The organism is Psychrosphaera ytuae, assembly GCF_017638545.1.
GTDB lineage: Bacteria > Pseudomonadota > Gammaproteobacteria > Enterobacterales > Alteromonadaceae > Psychrosphaera > Psychrosphaera ytuae.
This window is the reverse complement of the sequence record NZ_CP072110.1, coordinates 1,454,188-1,471,029: the sequence shown is the minus strand read 5'-3', so window position 1 is coordinate 1,471,029 and position 16,842 is coordinate 1,454,188. Positions and strand designations below refer to the sequence as shown.

Annotated in this window: 15 protein-coding genes; 12 read left to right on the top strand and 3 right to left on the bottom strand. The window is 43.7% G+C overall.

Annotated elements, in window-relative coordinates; all coding sequences use genetic code 11:
- Nucleotides 1–284: 284 nt before the first annotated feature.
- The gene (gene ilvY, locus J1N51_RS06420; protein WP_208833104.1) at nt 285–1,097 is read right to left on the bottom strand and encodes an HTH-type transcriptional activator IlvY; all 813 of its coding nucleotides are present in this window, start codon (nt 1,095–1,097) and stop codon (nt 285–287) included.
- Between the two features lie 158 nt (nt 1,098–1,255).
- Between ilvY and ilvC the strand changes: the two genes are divergently transcribed.
- From ilvC to ilvN, 5 genes are all read left to right on the top strand, one after another.
- On the top strand, nt 1,256–2,740 hold the full coding sequence (ilvC, locus tag J1N51_RS06415) for a ketol-acid reductoisomerase (RefSeq protein WP_208833103.1): 1,485 nt from the start codon (nt 1,256–1,258) through the stop codon (nt 2,738–2,740).
- 62 nt (nt 2,741–2,802) lie between these two features.
- A complete protein-coding gene (gene ilvD, locus J1N51_RS06410; protein WP_208833102.1) occupies nt 2,803–4,647 on the top strand; it encodes a dihydroxy-acid dehydratase in 1,845 nt (614 codons plus the stop codon).
- On the top strand, nt 4,647–6,233 hold the full coding sequence (gene ilvA / locus J1N51_RS06405) for a threonine ammonia-lyase, biosynthetic (RefSeq protein WP_208833101.1): 1,587 nt from the start codon (nt 4,647–4,649) through the stop codon (nt 6,231–6,233). The genes ilvD and ilvA overlap by 1 nt, the downstream gene beginning before the upstream one ends.
- Nucleotides 6,234–6,247: 14 nt before the next feature.
- Nucleotides 6,248–8,011, top strand: coding sequence for an acetolactate synthase 3 large subunit (locus J1N51_RS06400; RefSeq protein WP_208833100.1), 1,764 nt, complete (start codon nt 6,248–6,250; stop codon nt 8,009–8,011).
- Nucleotides 8,008–8,502, top strand: a complete 495-nt coding sequence (ilvN, locus tag J1N51_RS06395) for an acetolactate synthase small subunit (RefSeq protein ID WP_208833099.1) — start codon at nt 8,008–8,010, stop codon at nt 8,500–8,502. Before J1N51_RS06400 ends, ilvN begins: the two co-directional genes overlap by 4 nt.
- A 91-nt stretch (nt 8,503–8,593) precedes the next feature.
- Here the strand turns inward: ilvN and J1N51_RS06390 are convergent, their stop codons facing one another.
- Together J1N51_RS06390 and J1N51_RS06385 are read right to left on the bottom strand one after the other, a co-directional pair.
- Complete coding sequence (locus J1N51_RS06390; RefSeq protein WP_208833098.1) at nt 8,594–9,859, bottom strand: HlyC/CorC family transporter; 1,266 nt, start codon at nt 9,857–9,859, stop codon at nt 8,594–8,596.
- A 70-nt stretch (nt 9,860–9,929) separates the two neighbouring features.
- Nucleotides 9,930–10,739, bottom strand: a complete 810-nt coding sequence (locus tag J1N51_RS06385) for a cytochrome C assembly family protein (RefSeq protein WP_208833097.1) — start codon at nt 10,737–10,739, stop codon at nt 9,930–9,932.
- Nucleotides 10,740–10,918: 179 nt separating this feature from the next.
- On the opposite strand from J1N51_RS06385, the gene ffh reads away from it, so the two are divergent.
- The 7 genes from ffh (at nt 10,919) to J1N51_RS06350 (ending at nt 16,841) form a co-directional block, all read left to right on the top strand.
- Nucleotides 10,919–12,295, top strand: a complete 1,377-nt coding sequence (gene ffh, locus J1N51_RS06380) for a signal recognition particle protein (protein WP_208833096.1) — start codon at nt 10,919–10,921, stop codon at nt 12,293–12,295.
- A 242-nt stretch (nt 12,296–12,537) separates the two neighbouring features.
- Complete coding sequence (gene rpsP, locus J1N51_RS06375; protein WP_208833095.1) at nt 12,538–12,783, top strand: 30S ribosomal protein S16; 246 nt, start codon at nt 12,538–12,540, stop codon at nt 12,781–12,783.
- A 27-nt stretch (nt 12,784–12,810) separates the two neighbouring features.
- A complete protein-coding gene (rimM, locus tag J1N51_RS06370; protein WP_208833094.1) occupies nt 12,811–13,350 on the top strand; it encodes a ribosome maturation factor RimM in 540 nt (179 codons plus the stop codon).
- A 2-nt stretch (nt 13,351–13,352) separates the two neighbouring features.
- Complete coding sequence (trmD, locus tag J1N51_RS06365; protein ID WP_408635891.1) at nt 13,353–14,117, top strand: tRNA (guanosine(37)-N1)-methyltransferase TrmD; 765 nt, start codon at nt 13,353–13,355, stop codon at nt 14,115–14,117.
- 33 nt (nt 14,118–14,150) lie between these two features.
- Entirely contained in the window at nt 14,151–14,519 is a 369-nt protein-coding gene (rplS, locus tag J1N51_RS06360) for a 50S ribosomal protein L19 (protein WP_208833093.1), read from the top strand.
- Nucleotides 14,520–14,742: 223 nt separating this feature from the next.
- On the top strand, nt 14,743–15,864 hold the full coding sequence (tyrA, locus tag J1N51_RS06355) for a bifunctional chorismate mutase/prephenate dehydrogenase (protein WP_232842877.1): 1,122 nt from the start codon (nt 14,743–14,745) through the stop codon (nt 15,862–15,864).
- Nucleotides 15,865–15,998: 134 nt separating this feature from the next.
- Entirely contained in the window at nt 15,999–16,841 is an 843-nt protein-coding gene (locus tag J1N51_RS06350) for an HDOD domain-containing protein (RefSeq protein WP_208833092.1), read from the top strand.
- Nucleotide 16,842: the final 1 nt, after the last annotated feature.

Here is a 16,842-nt window from a genome sequence, read left to right as displayed (position 1 = left end):
CCATAAACTAAAAAGCCCGGTCTAGGGACCGGGCTTTGCGCGTAATTTTTATGCGAATAAACCCGATCTACCGAACCAATAAGCGCAGCAGTAAAGTAAAAATTGTCAGGTTTTTTAGGGTGATAGAGTTATCTCTAGCACCAACTTTTGAATGTATTGTCGTTTGTTTCAAAATCGCATTTTCCCGTGTAATAACCTGGACGTCGTTGTGGATGTTTTTGTTTTCATCAGTGACGCCCCTTATTTAGAGCTAGCACACTAATTCTGAAACATGCAAGAATTTTTTATTGATTATTTTTCCAAAAGGCATCGAGCAAAGGACTTTTTAGCTGTCGTTTTTTGCAGAAGATCCCCACCACAAAAGACTCTGGCTGTACCAGGGTGTCGAGCATGTCGACCTTATCTCGGACCGGTGATTGTTCAATGATGATCTCAGGCGCAATACTCAATCCACAGCCTAACGCAACCATGCTCACTAGTGCCTCATGACCAGAAACTGTCGAATAGATTCCGGGGTTGTGACCGACTCGCTTGAGCCAATCGTTGAGATGCGTTTGGGCTAAACCGAAGTCTGGCATGACTAGCGGTAAACTACGCCACTGGTGCTTTTGACCTTTTGGGACAATGATTTTTAACGGGACTTCACCAAGGGGTTTGTGACTCAGGTGACTATCGAGCTTCGGGGGAGTGGCAGCAATCACCACATCAGCATCACCGCGTTCCAAAATGGGTAGGGCATCGGAAGCAGCGCCAGTGGTGATATGAAAATCCACCGCTGGGTGCTGGTGGCGAAACTCAGTGATCACCTTAGGCAAAAAATTATACGAGGCCGTCACTGAACAAAAAATCCGAATTTCACCGGTCAGATTGTTTTGTTCTGGATGGAGCTGGCGCTGCAGTCCTTGCCAGCTTTGCAGAACTTCGTGGGCGTAATCCAAAAACAGTTTGCCCTCGGGTGTCAGTTTGACTTTGCGATTATCTCTTTCAAACAGCGACGCATCGAGCTCTTCCTCCATCCGCTGAACCACTCGGCTTAAAGTTGGAGCACTCATGTAGTGACGTTTAGCCGTTTTTGAAAAGTGCAGTTCTTTGGCCAAATCCACAAAAACCTGCAGTGATTTAATATCCATGATGCCTCGATGACTATTAATTTATTTCAAAATATGAAATCTATACTTTCATTTATATCAATTTACGAAATAACGTTAAGTTTTTATAGTCAAATCATCATTTTTTTTCGACTGTGAGAATCGCTGTGAGTAATTATTTCGACCAACTGAGTTTTAAAGACAAGTTAAATCAACTGGGCCAGTGCCGTTTTATGGATCGAAGTGAATTCGCGGATGGCTGTCAGGCCTTGAGTGGCAGAAGTATCGTGATCCTCGGCTGTGGTGCACAGGGCTTAAATCAAGGTCTTAACCTTCGAGATTCTGGCTTGGATGTCAGTTATGCATTGCGCCCCGCCGCCATCAAAGAGCAACGTCAGTCATACAAAAACGCAGCGGGCAATGGCTTTACCGTCGGTACCGTCGAAGAGTTAGTGCCAAGTGCTGACTTGGTATACAACCTAACGCCAGACAAACAGCACACAGCGGCAGTGGATTCAGTTTTGCCTTTGATGAAACAAGGCGCGACGCTGGCTTACTCTCATGGTTTTAACATTGTCGAAGAAGGCAAACAAATTCGTGAAGACATCACCGTCATCATGTGCGCGCCAAAGTGTCCGGGTTCAGAAGTTCGCAATGAATATTTACGTGGATTTGGGGTTCCGACTCTGATTGCTGTTCATCCCGAAAATGACCCGCAGGGTTTGGGGTTGAGCCAAGCGAAAGCATTAGCCTCTGCAACAGGAGGTGACCGAGCTGGAGTGTTAGAGTCGTCTTTTGTCGCTGAAGTAAAGTCCGACTTAATGGGTGAACAAACTATCTTATGTGGCATGTTACAGACAGCGGCAATTTTGGGTTTTGACAAAATGGCAGAAAACGGCGTCGACCATGGATATGCCGCAGAGCTTTTACAACAAGGCTTAGAGACAGTCACCGAAGCACTGAAAATTGGTGGCATTACTCACATGATGGACCGCCTATCTAATCCAGCAAAACTCAGAGCACACAAGTTAGCAAATGAAATTAAAGGGTTACTACGTCCGTTATTCGAAAAACACATGGACGATATTATTACTGGTGAGTTTTCTAAAACTATGATGGAAGACTGGAGTAATAACGATAGAAACTTACTGACTTGGCGTGAAGAAACACTGCAGTCAGGGTTTGAACGTGCACCATCAAACCATGAGCCTCTTGATGAGCAAGCGTACTTTGATAATGGCATCTTTGTCGTTGCAATGATCAAAGCAGGGGTAGAGCTGGCTTTTGAAGTCATGGTTGAGTCCGGCATTTTGCCAGAATCAGCTTATTATGAATCCCTGCACGAAACACCACTTATTGCGAATACGATTGCACGTAAACGTTTGTACGAAATGAACGTTACTATTTCTGACACAGCGGAGTATGGTAATTACTTATTCTGCCATCAAGCTATTCCGTTATTGCGAGAGCACTTGATGCCAACTCTGAGTAACGAAGAGATAGGTAGCGGTTTATCTGTTGACTCTCACTCAGTGAGCAATACTGAATTAGTGGCAGTGAATGATGAAATTCGCCTGCACCCGGTAGAGACCATTGGCAAAACTTTACGTCAGTACATGACTGATATGAAAGCCATAGTTGTTCAAAAGTAAGTGTTCAAAAATAGTGTTAAAAAATAAACGCCTGTAACAAGAGCCCAAAAAAAGAGTAACTAATGCCAAAACTGAGATCCGCAACCACAACACACGGCAGAAACATGGCTGGCGCGCGCGCTTTATGGCGAGCAACTGGCGTTAAAGAGCAAGACTTTGGCAAACCGATAATCGCGGTCGTTAACTCTTTCACTCAGTTTGTACCGGGCCACGTTCACCTGCAGCCAGTTGGACAGCTTGTCGCCGAGCAAATAGAAGCGGCTGGTGGCATTGCTAAAGAATTTAATACCATTGCGGTTGATGATGGTATTGCCATGGGCCACGGTGGCATGTTGTATAGCCTTCCGTCGCGTGAGCTTATCGCTGATTCAGTGGAATATATGGTTAATGCCCATTGTGCCGATGCCATGGTGTGTATATCTAATTGCGACAAGATCACACCGGGCATGTTAATGGCTGCGCTAAGGTTAAATATCCCAGTAATTTTTGTATCTGGTGGACCGATGGAAGCAGGCAAAACCAAGTTGTCAGATCAAGTGATCAAACTGGACCTTGTTGATGCCATGGTTCAGGCCGCAGACCCAAGTGTTGATGACGAGACTGTTAAACAAGTCGAGCGCTCCGCGTGTCCCACCTGTGGTTCGTGTTCCGGAATGTTCACTGCCAATTCAATGAACTGTTTAGTAGAAGCTTTGGGGTTAGGATTACCGGGCAATGGATCAATGTTAGCCACTCATGCTCAACGCAAAGGCTTGTTTGAACAAGCCGGTAAGTTAATTGTTGAGCTGTGCGAACGCCACTATAAACACGATGACTATTCAGTATTACCGAGAAATATTGCCAACCAGCAGGCGTTTAGAAATGCAATGTGCTTAGATATAGCTATGGGTGGCTCGAGCAACACGGTACTCCATTTACTCGCTGCTGCACATGAGGGTGAAGTTGAGTTCTCGATGGATGACATTGACCGTTTATCTCGAGAGGTTCCTTATCTTTGTAAGGTAGCACCTGCAACTAAAGATTATCACATGGAAGATGTGCACCGAGCAGGTGGCGTTATGGCTATATTGGGCGAATTACAACGAGCCAATTTGTTAGACGATTCCGTAGGTCATATTTGTGGCCAACTTAAAGATGTTTTGGCGAAGTGGGATATCAAACAAAGCCAAGATGCCGATGTTTTGTCTTTTTACAAAGCTGGCCCTGCAGGGATTCCGACCACCAAAGCCTTTAGCCAAGATTGTTATTGGCCAGAGTTGGATGACGATCGCGAAGCCGGTTGTATTCGCAGTCGTGAATTTGCATTTAGCCAAGATGGCGGCTTAGCTAACTTGTCCGGTAATATTGCGCCAAAAGGCTGCATTGTAAAAACGGCTGGCGTAGCCGAAGAAAATCTTACTTTTTCTGGTCCTGCGCACGTGTACGAGAGTCAAGACGATGCCGTTAACGGTATTTTAAATGGCGAAGTCGTTGCTGGAGAAGTGGTTGTTATCCGTTACGAAGGCCCCAAAGGTGGTCCAGGGATGCAAGAAATGTTGTATCCGACGAGCTATTTAAAGTCGATGGGATTAGGCACCAAATGTGCGTTGATCACCGATGGACGTTTTTCTGGTGGAACGTCAGGTTTGTCTATTGGCCATGTTTCGCCAGAGGCTGCAAACAAAGGCCCTATTGCGTTGATTCAAAATGGCGATCGAATTGATATTGATATCCCAAATCGCAAAATCGAGCTTGTGGTATCAGAACAAGAATTGAGCAAACGAAAACAACAAATGGAAGCCAAAGGCGACAAAGCATGGCGACCAGAACATCGCGACCGAGAAGTTAGTTTTGCCCTAAAAGCGTATGCTGCTTTTGCAACAAGCGCTGACCAAGGGGCGGTAAGAGATAAGAGTTTATTAAGTTAGTGAAAAGCGTTGACCCAAGTGTTCTACTCAAAGATATATTGTTAGCTCCGATTTATGACATCGTTGAGCACACGCCCCTGACTGAGCTCACAGATTTGTCGGCCCGTACAGGTCATAAGTTGTGGCTTAAGCGAGAAGATTTACAAAAAGTCTTTTCATTTAAGATCAGAGGGGCACACAACAAAATTAAAAAGCTGGCCAAACAGGGTCATCAAAGTGTTATTACCGCTTCTGCTGGAAATCATGCTCAGGGCGTCGCCTTGTCGGCAAGCACATTGGGTTTATCGGCCAAAATCGTCATGCCGATCACAACACCTGGTATTAAGGTAGATGCGGTTAAACGTTTTGGTGGCGAAGCCGTGTTACACGGTGAGACCTTTGATGAAGCGAATGATTATGCTCAGCAACTAGCACAGGAATCGGGCGCTGTATTTGTCCCGCCGTTTAATGACATCGATGTTATAGCTGGACAAGGTACGGTTGCAAAAGAGTTACTGGAACAACACGACCACTTAGATGCTGTGTTTGTGCCGGTTGGCGGCGGTGGTTTGTTGGCTGGGGTTGCCTTTTATATTAAGCAGCTCGCACCTCACATTAAAGTCATCGCAGTTGAAGACGAAACGGCCGCTTCTTTTGGTGCAGCTTGGCGCGCAGGAGAGCCGGTGTTATTGGACTACGTTGGTAGTTTTGCTGACGGTATGGCGGTTAAAAAAGTCGGCAATGTCAGTTTTGATGTGGCAAACCAGTTTATTGACGATTGTATAACTGTTAGTTCGGATGAAATTTGCAGTGCGATAAAGGATATTTTTGACGACCAAAGAGTGTGTGTCGAACCTTCGGGCGCCGTTGCCTTAGCTGGCAGTAAAAAGTGGCTCAAACAACAGGATAGTTCAGATAGCGATATTGATAACAAAGCTCAGCCGGTGATGAACATCGCGGCTATATGCTCAGGTGCCAACCTTAATTTTAATACATTAGGTTACGTATCCGAGCGCACTGAGTTAGGTGCCAATAAAGAAGCGATTTTGGCGGTTAAAATCCCAGAGCAAAAGGGCAGTTTTTTAAACTTCTGTAAAACCTTGGGGCCATTAGCTGTAACCGAGTTTAATTATCGCTTTCAGCCTGACTTAAACGAAGCGGAAATTTTTGTCGGTCTTAAATTACGCCAAGGCCATCAAGAGTTAGAACAAGTGTTTCATCGTTTAGCACAGGGAAATTTTGCTTTTACCGATCTATCGAATAATGAGATGGCTAAATTACACGGACGTCATTTGATTGGAGGTAAGTTGAATGATCAATTTACTGAGCGGCTGTATCGCTTTGAGTTTCCTGAACACGTTGGTGCCTTGTCAAAGTTTTTGAGTACTTTGGGTGATGGCTGGAACATTACTTTATTTCACTATCGCAATCACGGTGCTGCGATAGGACAGGTGTTGTGTGGCTTCAACGTTTCAACGTCAACTGAACCAAACACAACACAACAATTGACGCGCAATATTGAGCGATTACATCAGCATTTAGATGAAACCGGATTTGATTGGTTTGATGAAACCGACAATCCAATTTTTGAGTTATTTTTAAAATAAAAGTGGGAAAGACAATGACGGAAAAGCTTCGGCTCACCGGCGCCCAAATGGTGATCCAATCACTAAAGGAACTTGGAACTGAATTGTTATTTGGTTATCCGGGCGGCGCGGTATTAGATATATACGATGCCTTATATCAAGAGCCTGACATCGAGCATATTTTAGTCCGTCACGAACAAGCTGCAACACATGCTGCGGACGGTTATGCAAGAGCAACAGGTAAACCTGGGGTCGTATTAGTGACTTCAGGGCCAGGCGCAACGAATGCTATTACAGGCATTGCGACTGCGTATATGGACTCTATTCCTATGGTTGTGATTTCAGGACAGGTCCCGAGCTCGGTCATTGGTCAAGATGCATTCCAAGAAACTGACATGATTGGTTGTTCGCGTCCTATCGTAAAGCACAGCTTTTTGTGTCTAAAAACCGAAGATATTCCTGAGTACATAGCTAAAGCATTTTATATCGCTACGACAGGTCGGCCGGGGCCTGTTGTCGTCGATATCCCAAAAGACTTAGTCCATAACACGCCTTTGTATGATTTTGCATTGCCTAAAAATATTGAGATGCGCTCGTACAAGCCAACTAAGAAAGGCCATCAAAAGCAGATCAATAAGGCGGTAGCAACTTTAACTTCAGCTAAGAGACCCGTTATTTATACAGGCGGTGGCCTGATTACCTCAGATAAATCTGCGCAACTAAAAGAGTTAGCTGAGGTTTTAAATGCGCCTGTGACCAATACATTGATGGGGTTAGGGGGATTTCCGGGGACTCACCCACAATTTTTGGGCATGTTAGGTATGCATGGAACTTATGAAGCCAATAGTGCCATGGCGAATGCCGATGTGATTTTGGCGCTAGGGGCAAGATTTGACGACCGAGTGACTAACAACATCGAAAAGTTTTGTCCTAATGCGACGATTATACACGTTGATGTTGACCCTGCTACGATTGCCAAAATTGTGAATGCCCATATTCCAATTGTTGGGGATTTGTCTCAGGTCGTTGATCAGCTGCTTGCTCGTCTGTACGCAATTGGTTATGAGCCAGATACAAAAGCTCAGCAGGCTTGGTGGACCCAAATTGATCAGTGGCGTGCGCGAGACTCTTTGAACTATAAAAAAGAGAGTGTCGACGCAGCACTAACTGAAGGCGACCAACCTAAGGGCTCGATTCAGCCCCAACAGGTTATCGAGGCGTTGTACAAGGTTACTGACGGTGATGCATTTGTGTGCTCAGATGTAGGTCAACACCAAATGTTTGCGGCGCAATATTATCCGTTTGATAAACCAAGACGATGGATTAACTCAGGCGGTGCTGGGACCATGGGTTTTGGTTTTCCTGCCGCGATGGGAGTTAAGTTAGCTTATCCAGATGCTCAGGTGGTTTGTGTATCAGGTGACGGTTCGATTCAAATGAATATTCAAGAATTATCGACCTGTCTGCAATACAATATTCCGGTCAAAATTGTTCTTTTGAATAACTCTTCTTTGGGTATGGTTAGACAATGGCAAGACATGATTTATCAAGGTCGCCACTCTCACTCCTATATGGAATCCTTACCTGATTTTACCAAGCTAGTTGAAGCTTACGGTCATGTTGGCGTTACGATTGATAGTGCTGATTCTTTAGAACAAGACTTGGCAAATGCGTTGTCGATAAAAGACCGCCTTGTATTTATCAATGTGATAGTTAACGAAGAGGAACACGTTTACCCAATGCAAATTAAAGGTGGTGCAGTTAACGATATGTGGATCAGAAAAGGAGAGCGTTCATGAAGCGAATTATTTCTCTGATCATAGAAAACCAACCAGGTGCTTTGTCTCGAGTGGTTGGCTTGTTCTCTCAGCGTAGCTTTAACATCGATAGTTTAACTGTTGCGCCAACCGAAGATGTCTCTCTGTCACGCCTGACTGTTGTGACATCCGGAGACGCTAAAATTGCCGAACAGATCAGTAAGCAACTCAATAAGATCATTGACGTATTAAAAGTATTTGAGTTGACTGAATTATCTCATGTCGAGCGCGAATTGATGCTGATAAAAGTGAAAGCGGTATCGCCGGCACAACGAGATGAATTGAAGCGCACTGCAGATATTTTTAGAGCGCAAATTGTTGATGTCACACCTTCGACCTACACGATTCAAATGGTAGGAGATGGCGAGAAGCTCGACGCGTTTATCAGTACAATTTCACAAGTATTTAACATTGTCGAAACCGCACGAACGGGAGTAATAGGCCTAGGCCGCGGTGAAAAATCAGTGCGTTAACTAACGATTGATAAAGATAAAAAAAGCAGTGCAATAAACGCAATCAAAACGTTTGGGCACTGCTTTTTTATTGAATTCAATATAGACGGGATTAGTCGTCTTGAGGCGGGATAACCCTGACTTTTGCCACTTTATTGTCTGTTACATCAATGATTTCGACCATGTAGTCGTCGATTTCTATCATGATGTTCTCTTCTGGAATGTCTTCCATATATTCAAGAACAAGACCGTTTAGAGTTTTAGGGCCGTCAGTAGGCAGTTCCCAGTTCATTTCTTTGTTGATTTCGCGAATGTTAGCGCCACCTTCAATTACAAATGAACCGTCTTTGAGTTCTTCTACGTCGTCACTCGTATACACAGCCATACCCGTTGTGAAGTCACCCACGATTTCTTCAAGAATATCTTCTAATGTGAACAAGCCTTGGATATCACCATACTCGTCGACAACTAGGCCGATACGCTCTTTATTTTGCTGAAGCTTTTGCATCAGAATAAAGATCGAGGTGCCTTCAGGCGTAAAGTAAATCTCTCGAACGGCACGTAAAAGCTGACTTTTGCTAAATTCATCTTTCGCCAATAAACGCAATGCATCACGAACGTGGATAAAGCCGACAGCATCATCAATGTTGTCTCTGTATAACAATAAACGAGTGTGTTGCGCGTTGGCCAATGCACGTTGAATGTCTTTCCATTCACTGTTGATATCTAGAGCAAAAATTTCGTTTCTAGGTACCATGATATCTTCAACTTTAATGTTTTCGATATCTAATAAGTTCACCAACATGTTTTGTTGTTTGTCTTGAAGTAGGCCACTGGATTCGTTTACAACGGTCCTGAGCTCTTCACTACTCAAGCTGTGCTCTTCGCGGTCCTTAGCACTGACTTTTAACATGACTAAGATACCATTGGTAATAAAGTTGATGAGGATCACAAATGGATACAGTAGTTTCATCAACAGGTTCAGTACGAACGAGCTTGGATATGCGACCTTTTCTGGATGCAGAGCAGCAAGGGTTTTCGGCGTTACTTCTGCAAAAATCAAGATCACAAAGGTAAGCACAACTGCGGCTGCTGCCAAACCGACATCGCCATACAATCGACGACCGATTTCGGCTGCCAAAAACGATGCGCCTACGTTCACTAAGTTGTTTCCGATTAGGATCAGACCAATCAATTGATCAGGTCGAGCCATCAATTTAGAAACTCTTAATGCCCCTTTGTGGCCTTCGTTTTCGAGGTGTTTGAGACGGTACTTATTTATGGCCATCAGGCCAGTTTCAGAACTAGAAAAATAAGCAGAAATAAGAATAAGCACGGCTAACGCAATAAACAGCGAACCCGTTGATATATCGTCCAAGTAATTGGTTCCTATGTAACTTTTAGAAATCTATAATTATTATCTTTTAAGCTAACGTCAAGAAAAAGCCCTAACTTAACAAAATTTCTCTGACGAAGCGGCTACCAAAGTAACCTAAAGATAGAATGATAGCACCTATGATAGTCGCGACGGCACTTTTATGTCCACGCCAGCCATATATTTTGTGACCAACCGTTAATGACGCAAAAATTACCCATGCGATGAGAGAGAGCACTGTTTTGTGGGCATAGTTTTCTGACCACATGCTATCCAAAAATGCAAAGCCTGTAATAAGGGCTGTTGTGAGCAAAGCAACACCTAAAGACATTAATTTAAAGTGTTGGTTTTCGACCACGCTAAGTGGCGGTAAATAACTATTCAGCGATAAGGTTTTTGCTTTTAATTTAGAGTCGATGTAGTGGAATTGCAGAGCATATAAAGAAGCAATAACTAACACACAATAAGCCGCGACTGATAACACTATATGTACGACCATGGGGATAGAAGAGCTTTTTAAACCGCTTGTATATAAAGCTGACTGCTCTGGAGTTAACAACAATAATAAACTCAATAAGGCGCCAAAACCCGTGGTGACCAAAATCATCATGGGGTTGAATTGTTTGATCGAACGCCAAATAATAACAGCATTAATCAAGCTACTGACCAATAAAGACATAGACGCTAACGATAAGTGGACTTGGCCATTGAGGTACAAGGCTTGACGCGCGAGAATTAACTCGAGGGCAGTGGCAAGGACAGCACATAATAATATGATTTTTATGTTGTTTTGGGCTTTGCTGTAAATTGATTTTGCGCAGAGTACAGAGCTACTCAAAAAGCCGATAAAACAAATTATTAGGCCGATAAAGATGACGCTCACCAGTTTTTCCTTAAATAAGAAACATTATCATTAACGTGAGCATGAAAAATAACACGATTCCCAGTAATAGACTAGCTATCAGTAAGACAAAAGCATGAGTCTAGCTATATTTTAATGCCGCACCTGTATATAATCGCCAACAGTATTCTAATTTTTAAAACCAAGAGCAGTGATAGTTCATGTTTAGCAATTTATCCGATCGTTTATCCGAATCACTGAAAAAAATCAGTGGTCGTGGCCGCCTAACAGAAGACAATATCAAAGATACCCTGCGTGAAGTACGTATGGCGTTATTAGAAGCCGACGTTGCGTTGCCTGTCGTTCGTGAATTTGTAAAGGCAGTAAAAGAGCGTGCCGTTGGTGAAGAAGTTGGTAAAAGCCTAACGCCAGGTCAAGTGTTTGTAAAAATCGTCCAGTCTGAGCTTGAAAAAGCCATGGGCGAAAAGAACGAAGACTTAAATCTCGCTGCACAACCACCTGCAGTTGTTATGATGGCGGGTTTGCAAGGTGCGGGTAAAACGACGTCTGTTGGTAAGCTTGCTAAGTTTTTAAAAGAGAAAAAGAAGAAATCGGTTTTAGTTGTCAGTGCGGACGTTTATCGTCCTGCCGCTATTAAGCAGTTGGAAACCTTAGCATCAGAAGTTGATGTTGAGTTTTTCCCAAGTACCGTAGAACAAAAGCCGATTGATATCGTTAACGGTGCAATCGAACATGCGAAAAAGAAATTCTTTGACGTTCTTTTAGTCGATACGGCAGGTCGTTTGGCTATCGACGAAGCTATGATGGACGAGATCAAAGAGTTACACGCGGCGATTAATCCAGTTGAAACACTATTTGTTGTTGATGCAATGACAGGTCAAGATGCCGCGAATACGGCAAAAGCCTTTAACGAAGCATTGCCACTTACAGGTGTGATCCTGACCAAAGCCGACGGTGATGCTCGTGGTGGTGCCGCATTGTCAATTCGTCACATTACCGGTAAGCCAATCAAATTTATTGGTATGGGTGAAAAGACCGATGCTTTAGACCCGTTCCATCCTGAGCGAATTGCCAGCCGAATTTTAGGCATGGGTGATGTTTTATCTCTTGTTGAACAAATCGAATCAAAGATAGACAAGGAAAAAGCAGAAAAAGTCGCTAAAAAGGTCATGAAGGGTAAAGGTTTTGACCTTGAAGATTTCCGTGATCAACTAACTCAAATGCGCAGCATGGGCGGTATGGCGAGTTTGATGGACAAAATGCCGGGTATGGGCAAAATTCCTGATTCGGTAAAAGGTCAGGTTAATGACAAGCAGTTCATTCAAATGGAAGCCATCATCAACTCGATGACACCAAAAGAACGCGCTCATCCTGACTTGTTAAAAGGTTCACGCAAACGTCGTATTGCAGCAGGTAGTGGTACGCAAGTTCAGGACGTTAACCGCCTGTTAAAACAGTTTACTCAGATGCAAAAGATGATGAAGAAAATGAAAGGCGGCGGCCTTATGAAGATGATGCGTGGTTTAGGCGGTGGTGGAATGCCGAAAATGCCTGGCGGATTTCCAAGACTCAAATAACGCTTTTGTTTGAAAATATATATAAGCCAAAAAGGTCGCCATTCGGCGGCCTTTTTTCATTATAGGCAGGCGCAATGTTTATTTTTGGGTTTGATGGCTAAAATATTTGTAGAGTTTATAGCCTGGATATAAATTCAACTTGAAATTTTTCACCAGATCCGTACAATTGCGCGACCTTTTTTAGGGTGTCTAAAAAGGGTGGTGAATATTCACCTTAACCATTAGTAATAATTGAGGAAATTATGGTAACTATTCGTTTAGCTCGTGGTGGCGCGAAAAAACGTCCATTCTACTCAATCGTAGTTGCAGATAGCCGCCGTTCACGTGACGGTCGTTTCATTGAGAAAGTTGGCTTCTTCAACCCGATTGCAGCTGGTCAAGAAGAAAAGATCCGTATCGACCTAGATCGTGTTGAGCACTGGGTTGGTGTTGGTGCACAGGTTTCTGACCGCGTTGCAAAGATCATTAAAGACGCGAAAGCGGCTTAATGTAGCAACATAAGTAAAGGTTTATAAATGAGTCAGTTAAATAATTCAGACGAGTTAATTCTAGTCGGTAAAATTGGTGCCAGTTACGGCATTAAAGGCTGGTTCAAAGTTAACGCCTTTACCGAAGTTCCGGAAGGAATCTTCGAATATAGTCCGTGGTTTGTAACCAATAACGGACAGCAACATCAAGTGAAGGTGACCGATTGGCGCCGACACAACAAAGGCCTTATCGCTAAGTTCGAAGGTGTAGATACTCGAAACGATGCAGAAGCTTGGCTTCACGCAGAAATTTCAGTTCGCGCTGACCAACTGCCTGAATTGGCAGACGATGAGTTCTACTGGCGTGACCTTAAGGGCATGCAGGTAGTAACTGATAAAGGTTACGACTTAGGTAAAGTATCTGGCCTTATGGAAACGGGTTCAAATGACGTACTGGTTGTCGATGCAAACGCGAAAGACGCATTCGGTCAAACAGAACGACTAATACCGTATATTCAGGACGATGTAATTCTTTCAGTCAGTAAGGAAGAAAACACCATAACGGTGGACTGGGATCCGGGATTCTGACAATGAGTTGTCAGTTGTGGTTAGGGGTTATTTCTCTCTTTCCGGAAATGTTTGACGCGATTACCCAGCAAGGTGTAATCAGCAGAGCCATTAAAAACGGTACTATAGAGTTTAATGCGTGGAATCCTCGTGATTTTGCCCATGACAAACATAGTACAGTGGATGACCGCCCTTACGGTGGAGGTCCAGGAATGTTAATGATGGTGCAGCCGCTGACGGATGCGATACACGCAGCCAAACAAGCCGCTGGCGAAGGTGCGAAGGTGATTTATTTGTCTCCGCAAGGTCGCAAGTTGGATCAGCAAGGCGTTAAACAACTAGCACAAAACAAAAAGTTAGTGCTGGTCGCGGGTCGTTATGAAGGGATAGACGAACGGGTGATTCAATCGGAAGTCGATGAAGAATGGTCGATTGGAGATTTTGTTCTAAGTGGCGGTGAGTTACCGGCCATGACACTGATAGATGCAGTGTCGCGAATGATTCCTGGTGTGCTAGGCCATAAGTTGTCAGCCGAACAAGATTCATTTGCAGACGGTTTACTTGATTGTCCCCATTACACTAGACCTGAAGTACTGGCAGGCCAACGGGTGCCAGACGTGTTACTTAGCGGTAATCACGAAAAAATCCGACAGTGGCGCTTAAAGCAGTCACTAGGCAGAACCTGGTTGCGAAGACCTGATTTAATTAACAATCTAGCTCTGACTGACGAACAGAATCGATTGTTGAGCGAGTTCCAACAGGAACACGACAATACCGACAATGTTTAGATATGCAGTGTAATCTAGAAAAGTGAGAATATAATGAGCAAAGTTAGTCAAAACATCATTAAAGCTCTTGAAGAAGAGCAAATGAAGTCTGATGTACCTGCATTTATGCCAGGTGACACAGTAGTTGTAAAAGTACGCGTAAAAGAAGGCAACAAAGAGCGTCTTCAGGCGTTTGAAGGTTTCGTATTAGCGAAGAAAAACCGTGGCCTACACTCTTCTTTCACAGTTCGTAAGATCTCTAACGGTGAAGGTATCGAGCGTACATTCCAAACGCACAGCCCGATTATCGATAGCATCGAAGTTAAACGTCGTGGTGACGTACGTCGCGCTAAACTATACTACATGCGTGAGCGTTCTGGTAAGTCAGCACGTATCAAAGAGAAGTTATCTATCAAGAAGTAATATACCGCAAGGTATTCTTGTTAACTTCGATGAAAAAAGAGGAGCACACTGTGCTCCTTTTTTGTATCCGAAAGAGTATGATTTTGGACGATAAAATCGCCAGTCCCCGCTATTTTTCACTTCTAGGCCCCTCAGCCCTTGCTTTATCGCTTATGAAATCGTAATTTCAAGGTCATCATACATTTTCAATAAACCTCACCATATTATCGTAATAGGGAACACTGTGGCTTTAGATAAATTACGCCTCGAAATCGACGAGATAGACTCTCAACTTGTTGAACTACTTGCCAAACGACAAGCGGTAACCGCGAAGGTCGGCGAGTATAAAAAACAGGTGGGCAAGGCGATTTATGATCCCGAGCGTGAGGCAATACTTATTGGCAAGCGACGAGCGATGGCAGAGTCATTGTCGGTTAATCCTGATTTGATTGAAGATGTACTACGCCGAATCATGCGCGAATCGTATCAAAGTCAGCATAATTCATACCGCTGCTTAAACCCTGGCGCCAATGTCATTGTCATTGGTGGACGAGGCGCGTTAGGCCGACGTTTTGTCGATATGTTTGAGCGTTCTGGTTATCAGACTCGCGTAATAGAAAAAGAAGATTGGCCTGTTGCCGAAGAAGTCTGGCAACAAGCGAATTTGGTTATTGTTGCAGTACCGATCCAAGTCACCGAAGACGTCATTCATCAGTTGCCTAAGTTGCCTGAGGACTGTGTTCTTGCCGATTTAACATCACTAAAAGGTGAGCCGTTAAATGCGATGTTGAGTGCTCACCAAGGGCCTGTGGTAGGTTTACACCCGATGTTTGGTCCAGATGTACCTAACTTTGTAAAACAGGTTGTGGTGGTCTGTCATGGCCGTGAGCCGATGGCTTATCAATGGTTGATTGACCAATTAGCACTTTGGGGCGCAATCTTGGAAGTAGATCAGGCGACAGCTCACGATAAAAGTATGGAGTTGATCCAGGCGATGCGCCACTTTACGACGTATGTTTATGGTCGCTTTTTGGCACGGCAAAACCCTGATCTAGAGCAGTTGTTGAGGTTAAGCTCGCCTATTTATCGACTTGAGCTTGCAATGACAGGGCGCTTGTTTGCCCAAAACTCACAACTTTATGCAGATATTATTTACAATGCTAAAGACATCAAGCAGCTCAGTGCTGACTTCTTCCAAGAGCTGAAGTTTGCTATTGATGATTTGGTTCAAGACGATAAAGAGGCATTTAAAAAAGAATTTGACGAGGTGGCTCTGTGGTTTGGTGATAAGTCTCAAACTTTCTTAGCGGAAAGTCGAACCATGCTTAAAACCGCTCATGATGCCAAATCGGTTAAGTTGAAATAAATGTTTGTTACATATCAATAAATAGTAAATTATCCGACAAGTTTAATGGCTAAATAAAAATACTGAGCTAGTATTCTTTAGGTAACTCCAATTTATAAAAACTCTCATTGTTTAGTGATTTAGAAGGACGCTTTATGTCTACTGAAAACGCCTTGTTGACCATTTTGGTCGAAAAAATTCAAAGCGACTCATTAGTCCTCCCCACTCTTCCTGAAATAGCCATCAAGATTAGAGAGGCGGCAGATGATCCTGACGTAAACCTCAATATGATGGCCGATGTAATCGCACAAGATCCGGCGTTGTCAGCACGATTGGTGAAAGTAGCCAATAGCGCATTTATGGGGCGCTCAGTTAAGGTTGAGTCCCTCAATCAAGCGGTGACCCGTATTGGTTTACGTCAAATTAAAAACATAGCGACTGCAATTGCGATGGAGCAGTTGTTTGTATCTAAAAATGAACTCGTTCGTGATTATATGAACAAAACATGGGAAAAAACTGTCTCGGTTGCGTGCGCATCAATGGCAGTCATGCAACATTGGTCAAAAGAGCACCGTCACAGTTCATTGAATATTGATACGCTTACATTGGCGGCGTTGGTTCACAGTATCGGTGTGTTACCTATATTGACCGAGGCTGAGCGACATGAAGAAGTGTTTGCCAACCCAAGTTTCTTAGAAACGGCGATCAAGAGAATGGCTGGCAAGCTTGGCGGCGCAATAATGCGCTCTTGGGAATTTTCAGGTGACTTTATTGAAGTTGCTGAGAAGTGGAGCGACCTAGCTTACCAAACCAAAGAGATAAGCTACATTGACTTTGTCCGTATTGGGGCTTTCTACACTGATGTTCTTGGTAAAGGTTTAAGTGACGAAGATAAATATCATACATTTATCGACAAAGGCGTATTGGACGACGTTGAGTACTTTAAGTCAGATGAATTTAATAAGTCGTTAAGTGACATCAAGTCGGTGTTTGCTTAAT

What these genes read in the sequence shown, in the direction of transcription:
- ilvD (WP_208833102.1), top strand. Translation starts at nt 2,803, where the DNA reads ATGCCAAAACTGAGATCCGCAACCACAACACACGGCAGAAACATGGCT.
- J1N51_RS06400 (WP_208833100.1), top strand. Translation starts at nt 6,248, where the DNA reads ATGACGGAAAAGCTTCGGCTCACCGGCGCCCAAATGGTGATCCAATCA.
- ilvN (WP_208833099.1), top strand. Translation starts at nt 8,008, where the DNA reads ATGAAGCGAATTATTTCTCTGATCATAGAAAACCAACCAGGTGCTTTG.
- ffh (WP_208833096.1), top strand. Translation starts at nt 10,919, where the DNA reads ATGTTTAGCAATTTATCCGATCGTTTATCCGAATCACTGAAAAAAATC.
- rpsP (WP_208833095.1), top strand. Translation starts at nt 12,538, where the DNA reads ATGGTAACTATTCGTTTAGCTCGTGGTGGCGCGAAAAAACGTCCATTC.
- rimM (WP_208833094.1), top strand. Translation starts at nt 12,811, where the DNA reads ATGAGTCAGTTAAATAATTCAGACGAGTTAATTCTAGTCGGTAAAATT.
- trmD (WP_408635891.1), top strand. Translation starts at nt 13,353, where the DNA reads ATGAGTTGTCAGTTGTGGTTAGGGGTTATTTCTCTCTTTCCGGAAATG.
- rplS (WP_208833093.1), top strand. Translation starts at nt 14,151, where the DNA reads ATGAGCAAAGTTAGTCAAAACATCATTAAAGCTCTTGAAGAAGAGCAA.
- J1N51_RS06350 (WP_208833092.1), top strand. Translation starts at nt 15,999, where the DNA reads ATGTCTACTGAAAACGCCTTGTTGACCATTTTGGTCGAAAAAATTCAA.